The organism is Pantoea sp. X-Soil-ISGK-421, assembly GCF_059730785.1.
On the sequence record NZ_AP035979.1, the window covers coordinates 3,310,439 to 3,327,932 of the forward strand.

Below are 17,494 nucleotides of genomic sequence, written 5' to 3' on the forward strand. Positions count from 1 at the left end.
CGATAGTCCACCAGTCAATAAAGAGAAAGGGGCACATCCCTGTGCCCTAACTGCATCCCTGCATCACATAGCGATTACGCCGTGTGGTTTTGGTGCGGTTGTTGCAGCAACTCCTCCAGAGAAACGTTGACGCCTTCCAGCGTAATCAATTGAGTCGCGCTGTAACCCGTACCGGTACCATCACGGTCAATTGAGAGCACCGTATTACCTTCTGAAGTATGATCCACTTTCACGAAATCATTAATATTACTTGTGGAATCATTCCAGCCGATAAGCAAGTTACTGACATCAATTTTGTCGCCTTGCGCAACATTGAAGTCGGTCCAGGTATCGTGACCGTTCCCGCCGGTGGCATCAGCAGTCGCCAGTAAGTGATACACCAACGTATCTGCGCCGGCACCGCTGGTGATGGTGTCGTCGTAGGCACCCCCGCTAAGGGTGTCAGCCCCCGCTGTGCCTGTGATGGTTGGATGTAACTCAATGGTGAACGACTGCGTGGTGATGGTGCCATCGTTCGCCGCCAGCGTATAACTGAACACCTCTTTATGCGTGATGGATTGTCCATCCACTCCCGCATTCAGCGAATAGGTGTAGCTACCATTGGCGGCAATACTCAGCACACCGAAGTCTCCGGCAACCGACGTGCTGCCTACGCTGTTAACCGTGGTGATATCACCGTGTTCATTAGTGATACTCAAGGTTCCAGTGTGCGTCCCCGAGGCAGAACCGTAGATGCTACCGCTGGCGTCGTGGTCACCGCTGGTGGTTTCAGCAAACAGGCTGTTTGCTGCCAGCAGCGTGGTCGCCGATGCCCCATTGTGCAGATTCACCGTCAAACTGGCCGAGGTCACCGTACCGCTGGCATCACGCACTGAGTAGGTGAAGGTATCCGCTGTTGGCAAGGTATCGATATTCAGCCCCGCCTTCAGCGCATAGGTGTAGTTACCGTGCGAGTCGATGGTTAAGGTGCCATAGGTGGTGTTGATCACGGTATTACCGTTAGCCGCCACTGCACTCCCCGACACGGTGGTGATGGCAGCACTTGCCGGGATGGTCCCCGCCACAGAACTGGTGTCGTTAGTCAGCAGGTTACCCGTCACGGTTGCGGCTACCGTCACCGCCAGCGTGGTGAAATCTGACACCGTACTGATAGTGGTGGTGGGCAGCAGGCTAACGCTAACGTTTGAACCGATGACAACGGCATAAGTGCCCGTTCCCAAATTGCTATAGGTCACGTTCGCGCCCGTTTGCGTACCCAGTGAAATCAAGCCGGTAGAGAGATAATTGCCTCGCGTGTTGATCAACAACCAGGTGCCGTTGGTCTGCTGCTCATAGAGATACATTGAGTAGGTCGAGATCAAACTGATACCGGCAACCGAACCGTTGAGCGTTACCGTGCGCGTGTCATCTGTTCCGACGTTAAAGACATAGGCATTGCCGTTGGTCAGCACACTGGCGTTCAGTATGCTGCCCAGCCCCACATTGGCGAGCGCCACATGTGAAACGCTGGTTGTGCCATTGTTAATCGTCGCCTGCGTGGTGCTGTAATCCACCTCGTTGGTGTCATTGTTGGCAACAACACGAATCGCCCCGAGTAATGGCGCACTGGATGAGACGTTACCCGCACGGTCTGTCTGAATAACTGACAAACTTGCGCCCGTAGTCTGGGCGGTAGTCAGGTTAACCGACCATGTGCCACCCGCGCCGACCGTCGCGGTACCGATTGAGGCACCGTTGGCATCACGCACCGTCACCGTGGCGCCCACTTCGCCGCTACCTGTCACCACGCTGCCGGCATTATCAATTGCCAGAGCGCTAACTGCGGCAGGCGGTACCGTATCCACGTTGACCGTAACCGCAGTATTCGGGCTAACGTTGCCCGCCGCATCGGTGACCGTCACGCTCAACGGATGTGCGCCGTTTGCCAGCACCGCAGTGGTGAAGGTCCAGGCTCCGCCGGCCCCCACCGTCACGGAGCCGAGCGCATTGCTGCCATCGAAAATGGTCACAATCGCGCCCACTTCCGCGGTCCCACTCAGCACTGGCGTGGTGTCACGCGTGTACGCGCCATTGGCTAACGTTACTGGCGTGCTGCCGGCGTCGTCGGTAATGGTGAGCGTACTGGCGACAGGTGCCACGTTATCGATGGTCAGCGTCGTCGAAACGGTTGGGCTAACGTTGCCCGCCGCATCGGTGGCCGTCACGTTCAGCGTATGTGGACCATTATTTAACGCCGTGGAGATAAAGCTCCAGGTGCCGTTGCTGCCCACCGTGGTCGTGCCCAACAGCACCGCGCCGTCGTAGACGCTGATGCGTGCGCCTACTTCTCCGGAACCGGTTAAGAGCGGCGTACTGTCGTTGGTAATGCCGTTATTCGGGATGGTGACCGCTGTGCTGCCGTTATTGTTAGCCGCGACAAGATTGGTCACCGCCGCCGGCGCCACGGTATCAATAATCACCGACGCCGAGGTGGTGCCGCTGACGTTGCCAGCGCCATCGGTCACCGACACGCTAAGAGGATGCGTGCCTTGGGTGAGCGCGGCGGTGGTGAAGCTCCAGGTGCCGCCGCTACCCACTGTTACGGTGCCCAACAGATTGCCGCCGTCGAAAATCGACACTCTGCTGCCCACTTCCGCCGTGCCGCTCAGGGTTGGCGTGGTGTCATTGGTAGCGCCGCCGCTTGGCACAACGGTATTGGTGACATCATTGGTGATCACCAGCGTTGAGGCCGTTGGTGCCACGGTATCGATCACCACGCTGGTCGCCGCTGAACGCGGTCCAACGTTACCGGCGGCATCCGTTACCGTGACGCTCAGCGGATGGGTGCCGTTCGCCAGCGTAGGCGACACAAAGCTCCACACGCCCTGGGCGTCAGCAACGGCGGTACCCAGCACCGTGTTGTTATCGTAAACGGTAACAATGCCGTTGGCTTCGGTGGTACCACTCAGCGTTGGCGTCGTGTCGTTAGTGGACGCGCCATTGGCCACCGGGGTGTTGGTGATGTCGTTGGTGACAACCAGATTGGTTACCGCCACCGGCGCGGTGGTATCAACAATCAGCGTGGTGGTGACTGGCGTACTGACGTTACCGGCCGCATCCGTCGCGGTGACGCTGAAGGTGTGTGCACCCTCCGCCAGCGTCGCGGTGGTGAAGCTCCACGCCCCGTTACTGCCTGCGGTTACCGAACCAATTGGCGTACCATTATCACGGATAATGACCAAACTGCCCGCTTCAGCTGTGCCGGAAAGCGCAGGTGTACTGTCGTTGGTACGCCCGCCCTCGACAATCGGCACAGTGTTGCTGCCGTTGTTGTTAGCCGCTGCCAGCGTGACTGCCGCTGGCGGTGTGGTATCGATGATCACCGTTGCAGTGGTTGTACCGCTCACGTTACCCGCCGCATCGGTCACCGTGACACTGATCGGATGCGATCCCTGATTCAGTGCGCTGGTGGTGTAAGTCCAGTTGCCTGAACCGCCTACCGTCAAGCTGCCCAGTATCAAGGATCCATCGCGGAGGGTCACAATGCTGCCGGCTTCCGCCGAGCCGCTCAGGGTTGGCGTGGTGTCATTGGTTGCACCACCATTCGGCACGACGGCGCTGGTGACGTCATTGGTGATCACCAGCGTTGAGGCAGTTGGTGCCAAGGTATCAATCACCACGGTCGCCTCCGCTGAACGCGGTCCAACGTTACCGGCGGCATCCGTTACCGTCACACTCAACGCGTGTGACCCGTTCGCCAGCGTTGGCGACACGAAGCTCCACCCACCCTGGGCGTTAGCAACAGCCGTACCCAGCACGGTGGTCCCTTCGTAAACGGTGACAATGCCGTTAGCTTCAGTGTTACCACTGAGCGTTGGCGTATTGTCATTGGTGGCACCACCGTTCGGCACTACCGCATTCGTGACATCGTTGGTGATCACCAGATTGGTTACCGCCAATGGCGCGGTAGTATCAACAATCAGCGTAGTGGTGACGGGCGTACTGACGTTACCGGCCGCATCCGTCGCGGTGACGCTGAAGGTATGGGAACCGTCAGCAAGCGTTGCAGTGGTAAAGCTCCATGCGCCGTTGCTGCCCGCAGTGACCGACCCAATTGGCACACCGTTCTCACGAATAATCACCAGGCTGCCCGCTTCGGCCGTGCCGGAAAGCGCTGGCGTACTGTCGTTTGTGGTGCCACCCGCCGCAATCGGCACGGGCGTACTGCCGTTGTTATTAGCGGCCCCCAGCGTCACAGCGGCTGGCGCAGTGGTATCGATGGTGATATTGGCGGTGGTAGTGGCGCTGAGATTACCGGCAGGATCCGTCACGAAGACGTTCAGCGGATGTGAAATGCCCGCCACTAGCGCCGTTGTGGTGTAGCTCCAGTTGCCTGTTTCTCCCACCGTCAAGCTACCCAGTATGGTTAAGCCATCACGAATAGTGACGATGCTACCCGCTTCGGCTGAACCACTCAGCGTTGGCGTGGTGTCATTGGTCGCCCCACCGTTCGGCACGACCGCACTGGCATCATTAGTCACCACCAGCGTTGAGGCGGTTGGTGCCACGGTATCGATCACCACATTGGTCACTGCTGAACGCGGACCGACGTTGCCGGCGGTGTCCGTTACCGTGACGCTCAGCGGATGAGCACCGTTCGCCAGCGTTGGTGACTGGAAGCTCCACACGCCCACCGCGTTAGCAATGGCCGTACCCAGCACGGTGTTGTTTTCATATACGGTAACAATGCCGTTGGCTTCGGCAGTGCCGCTCAGCGTTGGCGTGGTGTCATTGGTCGCACCGCCGTTTGCTATCACGGCACCGGTGACATCATTGGTGACCGTCAGATTGGTCACCGCCACTGGCGCGGTGGTATCGACAATCAGCGTGCTTGTGACAGGCGTGCTGATGTTGCCCGCGGTATCCGTCGCGGTAATGCTGAAGGTGTGAGTACCTTCAGCCAACGCGGCAGTGGTGAAGCTCCAGGTGCCGGCGCTGCCCGCCGTAACCGACCCAATCGCCGTGCCGTTTTCACGGATAATGACCAGGCTGCCCGCTTCGGCAGTCCCTGAAAGCGCTGGCGTGGTGTCGTTGGTTCTGCCGCCTTCCGTAATCGGCACCGCAGAGCTGCCGTTGTTATTCGTCGCCGCCACGGTCACGGCCGCCGGCGCGGTGGTATCAATAATCACCGTGGCGCTGGTGATATCGCTCACGTTACCCGCCGCATCAGTGACGGTGACGGTCAGCGCATGGCTGCCTGTCGTCAACTCCGCCGTGGTATACGACCAATTGCCCGTGCCATCCACCGTTAGGCTGGTTAACTCCCCGTTGCCATCGCTAATCGTCACGATGCTGCCGACTTCGGCGCTGCCGCTCAGGGTTGGCGTGCTGTCATTGGTGGTGCCGCCATTCGGCACGGCGACGCCGGTGACATCGTTGGTAATCACCAGCGTTGAGGCGTTAGGTGCTATTGAGTCAACTGTCAGCGCCAGCGGTGCAGAACGATCGCTGACGTTACCGGCCGCATCGGTGACCGTCACGCTCAGTGCATGTGCGCCCTGACTAAGGGTTGGCGAGTTGAAGCTCCATTCTCCTGTTCCGTTGGCAATCGCGGTACCAATAACGGTGTTGCCATCGTAGATGGTCACGCGTCCATTGGCTTCAGCCAAGCCGTTCAGTATTGGCGTGCTGTCGTTGCTGATGCCGTTAGTAATCGGTACCTGTATTCCGCTGCTGTCGCTGTTGGCCTGAAGACTGGTGGCCACCGCAGGCACCGACGTATCAACGGTGATGGTGAACGGATCGGATTGCGCACCGCCATTGACTGCGATGGTGATGGCATGCACTCCTTCATCCAGCGCCGCTGGCGTCAGGCTCCACTGCCCACCGTCCCCCGCCGTGACGTTGCCAAGCACCTCACCATTGTTGTAAACGGTAATGATCTCACCCGCCGTGGCTAATCCGCTGATCACTGGCGTGCTGTCTTTAGTGAAGGCCCCCTCTTGCAGGCTCACTAGTGTACTGCCGCTATCGTCGGTGATCTCCAGCGTGGTGCTGGCTGGCGGTAGAGCCGCCTCAATATTGAGCGTAAAGGGTTCGCTGGCATCACCGATATTACCGGCTTGATCGGTAACTGTGACGGTGAAGCTATGTGGACCGTTGCTCAGTTGGCCAGGGGTAAAGCTCCAGCTGCCGTTGGCGGCAACCGCGGTACCCAGCAAGGTGGTGCCATCATACACACTGATGATTTCACCATTCACGGCGCTGCCACTCAGCGTCGGCGTGCTGTCGTCAGTGGTGGCACCCGGTAACAGATTACCCGGCGTGCCGACATCATCGCTGACCACCAGATCGCCCAGCGCAATCGCCGCTGGCGCCACGGTATCTACCGTGATGGTGATCGGCCCGCTTGGCTCGCTGGTGTTGCCTGCCGCATCGTTGACCGACACGCTGAAGGCATAGCTGCCATCGGTCAGGTTAGCGGTTTCAAAGCGCCATTCGCCGTTTTCGCCCACCGTGGTGGTACCAATCACCACGCCATCCTGAATCAGGTTAATGGTGGTGCCTGCCACACCGGTTCCGCGCAACTCAGGCGTGCTGTCGTTCGAGAAGCCGTTGTTGTCCACCACCACTGGCGTGGCGTTGGCGTTGTTATACACCTCAAAGCTCGACACCGGATCGGGTGCAACGGTATTCACGGTAACGGTGACGGAGGAGGTCGCGCTGACATTACCCGCGTCATCCGTGACAGTAATATTCAGCGTATGCGTCGCATTCGACAGCGTGTCGGTGTTTAACGTCCAGCGGCCATCCTGCCCGACGACTGCCGATCCAATTGGCGTTGTCGAATTACCATCGTAAACCGTGACAATAGCGCCAACCTCAGCTGCACCGCTGAGTGCCGGCGTGTTGTCATTGGTAATGCCGCCATTGGCAATCGTGACAGGGAGATCAACATTGTTGTCGTTCTGCAATAGCAGATCGCTAACCGGCTCAGGTGCCGTCGCATCCACCACCACCGTAAATCCGGTGGAAGGCTGGCTAACGTTACCCAGTTCATCGGTAACGATCGCGGTCAGCGTATGCGAACCGTCGGTGAGCACTGGCGTGTTGATACTCCAGAGGCCATCGACATTTGCCGTGGTGGAAGCAATTAGCGTTGTGCCATCGTAGATGGAGATCAGGCTATTCGCCTCGGCAGTACCGGTCAGCAATGGGGTGTTGTCATTGGTGGTGGCACCTTCCGTAATCGCGACAGGGCTGCCGCTACTGTCATTGTTCGCCACCAGCGTCGCCGGATCCGGTATCTCAGCATCCACGGTGAAGGTCAGCGGAGGGCTGGCTTCTCCGGTGTTGCCTGCCACATCGGTGACCGTGACGCTCAGGCTATGATCGGCATTGCCCAACAGCGGCAGGTTAAAGCTCCACTGACCATCATCGCCAACAGTGACACTGCCAATTTCTACACCGTTATCGCTGATCCTCACCAGGCTACCCGCTTCGGCAGTACCCGCCAGCAGCGGTGTGTTGTCGCCAGTGGTGCTGCCATTGGTGATAGCGGTTGGTGGATTGTTGATGTCGTTAGTGAGTGAGATATTGCCCGCCACTTCCGGTGCCGTCGCATCCACATCCACGCCAATGATCGCTGGCGCACTGACATTACCGGCAACGTCAGTGGCGGTGACACTCAGGGTATGCAGGCCGTCTAACAGCGCACTCTCTAGCGTGAAGCTCCAGTTCCCTTCACTGTCAACGCGAACAGAACCGAGTTCAGCGTTTCCTTCGGAAATGGTGATAATGCTGCCGACTTCGGCCACACCGCTCAGCGTTGGCGTGTTGTCGTTGGTAAGTCCACCGTTGGGAATGTCTGCGTTGGTGAGATCGTTGGTTAACGTCAGATTGGTGACCGCTTCCGGCGCTATCGTATCAATCGTGACGGCAATGCTGGCGCTAGCGCCACTGGTATTGCCCGCCGCATCGGTGACGGTAACGCTCAGATTGTGCGTGCCGTCGGTCAGGGTGGGTGAGACGCTCCAGTTGCCCTGATCGTCTGCCGTCACCGTTCCCAGCACCGTGGTACCGTCCAGCAAAGTAATAATGCTGTTTGGCTCTGCGGTGCCCGCCAACTGCGGTTGATTATTATTAATGGTGCTACCCGGTTCGATCGGCGTATCCACATTAATCAGCTGAACATCTGCCGCGACGCCAGGTGCTTCACTGTCAACGGTAAAGGTCACAGGATCCGAATTGGCGCTGGTATTTCCCGCCGCGTCGGTAACCGTCACGCTCAGGATATGTTCTCCCTGCCCGAGTGTGCTGGTATAGGTCCAGTTGCCATTGCCCCCCACCACCACAGAGCCAATCGCTTCCTGCCCATCATAAAGGGTAACAAGCGCGCCAGGTTCCGCAGTACCGGTGAGTTCCGGCGTGGTGTCGTTGGTAAATCCACCCTCAGCAACCGGTATCAGCGTTGTACCATCGTTATTGTTCACTACCAGATCGTTCACGACATCAGGCGTGACGGTATCAACTGTAATGGTGAGCGCGGCGGAGTTTGGACTGACGTTGCCCACCTCATTGGTCACCGTGATACTCAGCGCATGGCTGGCATCAGACAGCACCGGGGTGGTGAAACTCCAGTTGCCCTGTGCATCGGTGTTCGCGGTACCCAATGCCGTTGTGCCATCGTAAATGGTTATCACGCTGTTAGCCGTCGCCGTGCCGCTCAGAACGGGAGTGCTGTCGTTGGTTGAAGCGCCATCGGTAACCGGAATAGCCGGTGTCTGGTTGTTGTTGTTCAACACAAAATCAGGCGCGTCAGGCACCGCCGTATCAATGTTAATCGTCAGCGTGTTACTGGCCGGACTTTCATTACCCGCGGCATCGGTGGCAGTGGCGCTTAAGGTATGGGGTCCATCGCCCAACGCTATGGCTGGCGTAAAGCTCCAGCTACCATCAATCGCGCTGGCCTGCACCGAACCGATTGGCGTCTCACCATCATAAATGGTGACCAGACTACCCGGTTCTGCCGAGCCCGCCAGTGAAGGCGTTGTATCATTGGTCAGACCGGTAATAGGTTCACCGGCGTTGTTGGTTGCAGCCAAATCAGCGATAGCATCTGGCGCGGTGGTATCCACCTCGAACACAATCGCACCTGATTCTGGCCCCACATTGCCTGCCGGATCGGTCACCGCCGCCGTCAGGCTGTGATCGCCCTCCTGCAGAGCAGGATCCGGCGTGAAGCTCCAGTTACCGTTGGTGCCAACGGTGGTGCTACCAATTATTTCGCCGTTGTCACGGATGGTAATGACACTACCGGCATCCGCTGTGCCACTCAGCACTGGCGTGGTGTCATTGGTCGCACCGTTGGTGGGAATCGGTACCGCCACACCGCTGGCGTCATTGCTGAGTTGCAGATTATCGACTTCACCCGGTGTGCTGGTATCGACGATGACGATAACCGCCGTGGATGGCGCGCTGGTGTTGCCCGCCGGATCGGTCACGGTGGTGGTCAGGCTATGGCTGCCTTCACTCAGCGGCTCAGCCGGCGTGAAGCTCCAGTTGCCCTCGCCATTAGTAATGGCCGTACCAAGCACGGTAGCGCCATCGGTCACCGTTACCGTGCTGCCCGCTTCTGCGGTGCCGCTCAGGGTTGGTGTGGTGTCATTAGTGGAGCCGCCCGCCGCGATTGGCGTACCGGCATCATTAGCGAACTGCAAGTCGCCCGCGACAGCAGGCGCTTGCGTGTCCACCGTGAACGTGAGCGGTATTGAAGGTTCGCTCACATTACCCACCGAATTGGTGACGGTGGTGGTCAAACTGTGATCGCCCTGACTCAGCGCTGGCGTAGTGAAACTCCATGTTCCATCAGCGCCTACCACCGCCGTACCGAGTATGCTTGTCCCATCCAGAACAGTGATGATGTTGCCCACCGCTGACGTCCCGCTCAGCACTGGTGTGGTGTCGTTCGTTGCGCCGCCCGCCGCAATAGGCAGCAGATCGGTGCCTTCATTGTTGTTGAGTGCAATACCGCCAGAGGCCGGAGGCAGTGAGGTATCGATGTTGAACTCAATCGGATTAGAAGCCTGACCTACGTTGCCGGCCGGATCGGTCACGGTGGTGGTGAGGCTATGGAAACCATCATCAAGCGGATCGGTAGGCGTGAAGCTCCAGCTACCATCACTGCCTGCGATGACCGAACCAATTGGCGTATCGTTATCCGAAACGATCACCAGGCTACCCGCTTCCGCGCTGCCACTGAACACTGGCGTGGTGTCATTGGTGGTGTCACCAGCAGCGATCGGCACCGGGGTGGCGCCAGAATCATTATTCAGCTGCAGATTGCCTGCCGCATCCGGTGCCACGGTATCCACTACCACGACAATCGGTGCCGTCGGCGCACTGGTGTTACCCGCTGGACTCGTCACGGTGGCCGTCAGGCTGTGGCTGCCCTCGTTCAGTTCCGGCGTGGTAAAGCTCCAGTCTCCACCGCTGCCAACAGTGACGGTGCCGAGCACAGTGCCGCCGTCGGAGACAGTAATAATGCTGCCTTCAGGTGCACTGCCGCTCAATACCGGCGTGTTGTCGTTGGAGGCATCACCCGAATTGATCGGCACCGCCGCTCCGCCCGCATCGTTGTTCAGCGCCAGATTGGTGGGTGCGTCCGGTATAGTGACATCAATGTTGAAGGTCAGAGGCGCAGACGGATCACCGGTGTTTCCTGCCGTGTCGGTTACGGTGGTGGTCAGACTGTGTGCACCTGCCTCCAGTGTCGGTGAGGTAAAGCTCCAGTTACCGTCGTTGCCCACGATAGCCGTACCCAGCTCGACATTGTTGTCAGAAATGGTCACGATGCTGCCCGGTTCCGCGCGGCCACTCAACACGGGTGTCACATCGTTAGTCGTTCCGCCTTCGGTCACTGGCACCAGCGTGCCGGTGCTGTCATTACTGAGTTGCAAACCGGTCGCTACGGCCGGTGGCGTAATATCCACAATGACAATCACCGCCGACGACGACGGGCCAACGTTGCCAGCCGTATCGGTGACGGTGGTGGTGAGATTGTGCGTCCCTTCACTGAGCGGATCGGTTGGCGTGTAGCTCCAGTTACCATCGGTGCCCGTAATAGCCGTACCCAGCACGGCAGTACCGTCGCTAACTGTCACGGTGCTGCCCGGTTCGGCGGTGCCGCTGAGGGTTGGCGTGGTATCGCTGGTACTGCTGCCCGCAGCAATGGGTGTGCCGTCATCACTGCTAAATTGCACATTACCTGCCGCTGCTGGCGGTAGAGTATCGACGGTCAGTGTAATCGGCGTTGACGCCGGGCCGGTGTTGCCAGCCGGATCGGTGACGGTTGATGTCAGGCTGTGATCGCCATCGCTCAGCGGTGGCGTGGTGTAACTCCAGCTACCGTTGTCGCCCACCGTAGTGGTGCCGAGCACGGTGGTGCCATCAGAAATGGTGACCGTACTGCCCACCTCGCCGTTGCCGCTCAGCGTTGGCGTGTTGTTATTAGTGCTGCTGCCTTCTGGAATCGGAACGCCTGAGCCATCAGTTACCCCAACATCACCAGGCGCGTCAGGGATCGAGGTATCAACCGTGATGTTGATGGTTGGCGAATCGGTAATCTCGCCCGTGGTGGCGTTGGTGGCCGTTGCATGGAAGGCGTAGGTGGCATCCGTCAATGCGGCTGGCGTGAAGTTCCACTGACCATCACTTCCCGCAACGACGCTGCCAATCACCGTGTCCCCGTTGTACAGCGTAATCAGATCGCCAGCCCCCGCCTGCCCGCTTAGGATCGGCGTGGTATCGTGCGTGCTGGCATTGTTTTCCAGTTCCACTAACGTGCTGCCGCTGTCATCGGTTACGACGATCAGGCTGTTGGTGGTCGGAACACCGGCATCGACATTGAGGTTAAAGGCCGGCGAAGGCGCGCTTACATTGCCTGCCGCATCGGTTACGGTGGTGGTCAGACTGTGGAGCCCGTTGGTCAGCGCGGCATCTGGCGTGAAACTCCAGCTACCGTCATTACCCACCGCCGCCGAACCCAGTAGCGTGGTGCCATCATAAACACGCACCACCGATCCTGCTTCGGCACTGCCCGTTAGCGTGGGTGTGCTGTCATCGGTGGTGGTACCCGAAGTCAGCACGCCAGTGCTGCTGCCGACGTTATCCGTTACGACTAGCCCTGTCACTGCCGCTGGCGCGGTGGTATCCACGCTGAAAGCAATCGGTGCTGTAGCCAGACTGACGTTACCCGCCGCATCGGTTACGGTGGTGGTCAGGCTGTGATTGCCATCAGCCAGCGTTGGCGTGGTGAAGCTCCAGTTGCCATCGCTGCCCACCGTTATGCTACCCAACACGGTGGTGCCATCAAAGATGGTGACCGTGCTCCCCGCCTCTGCGCTACCGCTTAGCACTGGCGTGGCATCATTGCTGGCGCTGCCGGCTGTTATCGGCTGGGTGATGTTGCCAGCATCATTGGTGAGTTCAATCGCGCTCGCCGCATCCGGTACCACGGTATCAACGATGATATTGACGGTTGCGGTATCCGTGACGTTTCCATTGGCATCCGTGATGGTGCCGTGTAAAGCATGCGCGCCGTTGGCCAGGTTGCGGACATAGAAAATCCACTGCCCATTGGTGTCGGCAGTTGTGCTGCCAAGCAGCGTGTCACCGTCATACAGGGTGATAAGGTTACCTGCGCCAGCCAGACCGGTTAATAACGGGCTGTCATTGTTGGTGCTGGCACCGTCAGTAAGCTGTCCAACGGTGTTACCATTTTCATCGGTGACTTCCAGTGAAGCCGTGGCGGGCGGAACATCGGCATTAACGTTAACAATCACTGGCGGCGTTGCAGGACCGACGTTACCCGCCGTATCCGTTGCGGTGACGGTGAAGCTGTGCTGGCCATTGCTCAGTGTTGGCGTGGTGAAACTCCAGGATCCGTTCGTTCCCACACTGGTAATACCCAGCAGCGTAGTGCCGTCATACACGCTGATAGTGGCATTTGGTTCGCCGGTACCGCTCAGGGTAGGCGTACGGTCGTCGGTAATATCACCGGAAGTCAGCGGCCCTTGGTTAGCACCCACATTATCGGCGATGATTAAATCAGCGACGGCGACTGGCGGCGTAGTGTCCACGGTCAACGTAATCGGGTCCGACGCCGGACCGATGTTACCCGCGGGATCGGTGACGGTGGTGGTGAGGCTGTGTGCGCCCTCACTCAGCGTGGGTGAGGTGAAACGCCAGCTGCCGTTGCTGTCTACTGTCGTGGTCCCCAACACATTGGTGCCATCCAGTATCGTAACGGTACTGCCCGGTTCGGCGGTGCCGCTTAAGCTTGGTGAGCTGTCGTTGGTGGTTCCTCCCGGCTCAATCGGTACCACGGTGCTACCGCTGTTGTTGCTCAGCTGCAGGTCGGTTGCCGCAGCAGGCGCGACATGGTCGATAGTGATGTTGAGGGTGGCCGAATCCGTAGTGATGCCATTGGCGTCGGTGGAGGTCGCACGGAAGGCGTAAGTGCCGTCGTCCAAAGGTGAGTCTGGAGTAAAGTTCCATTGTCCATCCGCCCCTGCAATTGCGGTGCCCAGCAGCGTGGTGCCGTTGTATAACTCGACGGTCGCCCCCGCCGATGCCAGACCGCTGAGGGTGGGAGTATCATCCTGGGTGCTGGAACCATCCGGCAGCACGCGCAGCGTACTGCCGGTGTCATCGGTGATCTCCAGCAAGCTGGTGGTGGGTGGAACACCGGCCTCCACAGTAAACCCAAATTCGGCCGAGGCGTCGCTCACGTTGCCCGCCGCATCGGTTACGGTGACGGTCAGTGCATGAGCGCCGTTATTCAACGCCGGGGTGGTAAAGCTCCAGGTGCCATCATTACCGACGGTAACGCTGCCAATCAGCGTTTGCCCATCATAAATTTTGACGATTGCGTTCACCTCGCCGCTACCGGTGAGGGTCGGCGTGCTATCGCTGGTGGTCGCCCCCGCCGTTATCGGGCTATTGGCACCGCTGGTGTCATCGTTGACCAGCAGATTGCTGGCAGGCTGGGGCGCCTGGGTGTCCACAGTGAAGGTAATTGGGCTGGATGCTGGCCCTTCGTTGCCCGCAGCATCGGTCACCGTGGTCGTAAGGCTGTGGCCGCCTTCAGCCAGCGTGGGTGAGGTAAAGTTCCAGGCACCGTTGCTGCCAACGGTGGCCGTACCCAGCACGGTATCGCCATCACGGACCGTGACGGTGCTGCCCGGTTCAGCCGTACCACTCAGCACTGGCGTGACATTGTTGGTCGCGCCCCCTGAGGCGATCGGTTGCAGGACACCGCCGTCGTTATCATTCAGGATCACACTCGCGGCCTCAGCCGGTGCGACGGTATCGATCGTGATGGTGATAATTGGCGTTTGAGTAACATTGCCGGAGGTGTCAGTGACTGAAGCCTGTAGCGCATATGTGCCGTCAACCAGCGCGGCCGGGGTAAAGGTCCACTGACCATCGCTGCCTGCAACCACGCTGCCCAGCACCGTGGTCCCGTTGTAGAGGGTGATCAGCGCGCCCGCCGTTGCCAAACCACTCAGGGTCGGCGTGGTGTCTTGCGTGCTGGCGCCGTTGCTGAGCTGAACCAGCGTGTTGCCGGAATCATCGGTGATCTCGAGTGACGTGGTAGCGGGCGGAATACCGGCTTGAATATTCACCCCATAGGCTTCAGACGCAGGGCCGACATTACCCGCCACGTCGGTCTGCGTAACAGTGAGGCTGTGATTACCGTTGGCCAACGCCGGTGTCGTGAAACTCCAGGCGCCATTGGCATCCACAATTGCCGTGCCGAGCAGCGTTTGCCCGTCATACACGCTGATAATAGCGCCGACTTCACCACTACCACTGAGTGTTGGCGTGTTGTCATCGGTAGAGGCACCATTGGGTACCGAGCCTGTATTACCGCCGGAATTATCGCTCAGCGACAAGCCTGTGGCAGCGACAGGTGCCACGGTATCCACGGTGAAATCCACCGGATTGGTGGCAGCGCTGGTGTTACCCGCCGCATCGGTGACGGTGGCCGTCAGGCTATGTTGCCCATCCGCCAGCGCAGGCGTGGTAAAGCTCCAGCGCCCATCTGCACCCACGGTTACCGTACCCAGCAGCGTGGTGCCATCGTAAATACTGACAATGGCACCGGCTTCTGCAGTGCCGCTGAGCGTTGGCGCGTTGTCATCAGTGATAGAACCCGCGTTGATTGCGCCCTGATAGGGCCCAACGGCATCATTAATGACCAGATCGCTGATGGCCGTTGGCGGCGAGGTGTCGTCTCCTCCGGGATTTGAAGGATTGGTTGGGGTAGTAGGGTCGGTCGGATTCGTGGGGTTACCCCCATTATCGTCACCCGGGGTGGTTGTTCCGCCACCGCCACCACCACCGCCGCCAGAACCGGCAACCAACGCACCAATACCGGCCAAGGCCGCACCACCGATACCGAAGGCGGCAATGGTGCCGTCATTGGTGGTGTTTTCCGCTAACAGACCTTCGGTGCTATCGATTGAGACGTAATGGAAACCTTCAGTGCCGGGATCTTCTACCCACCACATCGCGCCGCGATCGTCCTGCAGAACCAGATCGCTATCGCCGTTCGGACTGTAAAAATTATGAATAACAACAACTTCACCAGACTTTGTGGTGACGACTAAATCATTACCATTGCGTGTGAAAGACTTAATATCAGATTGATTAAGATGCAACTTCACTACACTAGGAGCGGTTAAATTAACTTGATTACCACTCAGCTCAGAAGCAATGGTCCCACCTTTGGGGGTTACTGAGATATTATTCATGTTATTGAGATCCCGCGGTTTCCATATTCACGCCCGGCATCTACAGATACCGGCTTTTACAGTGAATAATCACAATGATTATTCACTTCTTCTCTGGAGCGATCTCATACAGGCTTAGGATGAAATCGCGTTGAGTTTCATTGAGCCGCCATCCTGATAACTGATTGGTTTTATTTCTCAAAATAACCACGGGTAAGCGTGTTTTATTCTCAATCGGCCGGGCACAAAACACGTGAAATGTCTGGAGTCCGGTCTTTGACATATTTTTATCCCCGAGGGAGAGAACCAACCTAATTTTTTTCAGGATTACGCTATAAAATCATCAAGATAGGCACTCTGCCAAAAATAGCCCTGCATGCCATAAATTGCTTTACGTGACAGCAGATCTACCTGTTGTTGATTTTCAACACCCTCAACGATAACGCCGTTGCATAATTCGTTGAGATGGTCGAGCAGAATGTCAAAGGTGCGACCGTCGCCAAATTTCCAAAAAAAATCTTTGTCAATCTTGACGATTTCAAATATTCCGCTATCGAGCATGGTCAGGTTGGAATAACCCGGTCCAAAGTCATCGAGCCATAAAGGGGCGGGCGTCACTTTCGCGACACCTTTTAAAATCAACAGATCGGCGCTGTTAAATCGCGCAGAGAAGAATGCTGATATTTCCAGACGCAACAGCGTCAGCCGAGACAATTTTTCTTGTATTTCAGCATCTTTAAAAATGCTGGTTACGATATCTCTATCAACATTGATACTGACAATCTGGTCGAACCCTTTCTGGTATAGCTGAATAAGTTTTTCGATCTGGTGGAGGAATAACTGCCATTTAACGTCAGCAGAAAGCTGACTGAAGAACCCTACATCCCTATTAGGGTTATGCTTATTATTGATATCCGCATCAACTGCAAGACGCGTTAATAACTCCCTGGCAATCACCTGGCCGGATAAATCATAAACCGGCTCCAACAAGAAGCTCGTCTTCGGTTGATTGCTCATTTCGCCTCCTTACTGCAACTGCCTGATAGCGTTAAACTGTCAGGATTTCTCATGTAAGAAGTAAGGTAATCATTGATAAAACTTAATATCTTAACTGGAGGTTAACGTACAACTTACAATTTGAAAAATAGATTTCAGTAAGGAGTATTGGCAACTTCAATCGTTTAAACCAATCGATAACGTAAGTAAATTTCTTTAAACTTCATAAAAAACACGGAAAATTCTTAGCTAAATTTAACTTAGTACCAGCCTTGACAGATTAAGAAACATCGAACCAAATGAAATATAACAATAAAATTTTAATCGCTATTGATTGCTTTTTATCCCTAACTCAAATTACTCAATAATTCATTTGGAATCTATGATTCCAAATGACTCCAATAAATAAAGTTTTCTATAGTGATTATTCAAACCTTAATGTTTAAATTTTGATTATACATTGCAGGAAATACATAACAGAAAGGCTGCTAAATCGCTGATAATCCATTACGTAATGTGAGGGTATTAAGAAAATAAGTCTTGCTGCCGATTCGCTTTCTAAGAAAAAAGAATGAGATAGCGCAGAGGATTTAAATCAGGGGGTTTAGTGGAAGGTTACAAATAAGCTAAGAGTGATCGTCTTCACAAATAAAAGTAAAACCTTAGCGTTGGGCGCGAAAATAGCAGGAAAAGAGAAAACCGAGCCCTTACGGACTCGGTTT

At 56.9% G+C, this 17,494-nt stretch carries 2 protein-coding genes; both read right to left on the minus strand.

Annotated features, from left to right (window positions below; genetic code table 11):
• Positions 1-74 precede the first annotated feature (74 nt).
• Positions 75-15,797 (minus strand): Ig-like domain-containing protein, encoded by a 15,723-nt coding sequence (locus AC6I8K_RS15345; RefSeq protein ID WP_497827005.1) that lies wholly within the window; start codon positions 15,795-15,797, stop codon positions 75-77.
• 306 nt (positions 15,798-16,103) lie between these two features.
• A complete protein-coding gene (locus AC6I8K_RS15350) occupies positions 16,104-16,793 on the minus strand; it encodes an EAL domain-containing protein (RefSeq protein ID WP_497827006.1) in 690 nt (229 codons plus the stop codon).
• Positions 16,794-17,494 lie beyond the last annotated feature (701 nt).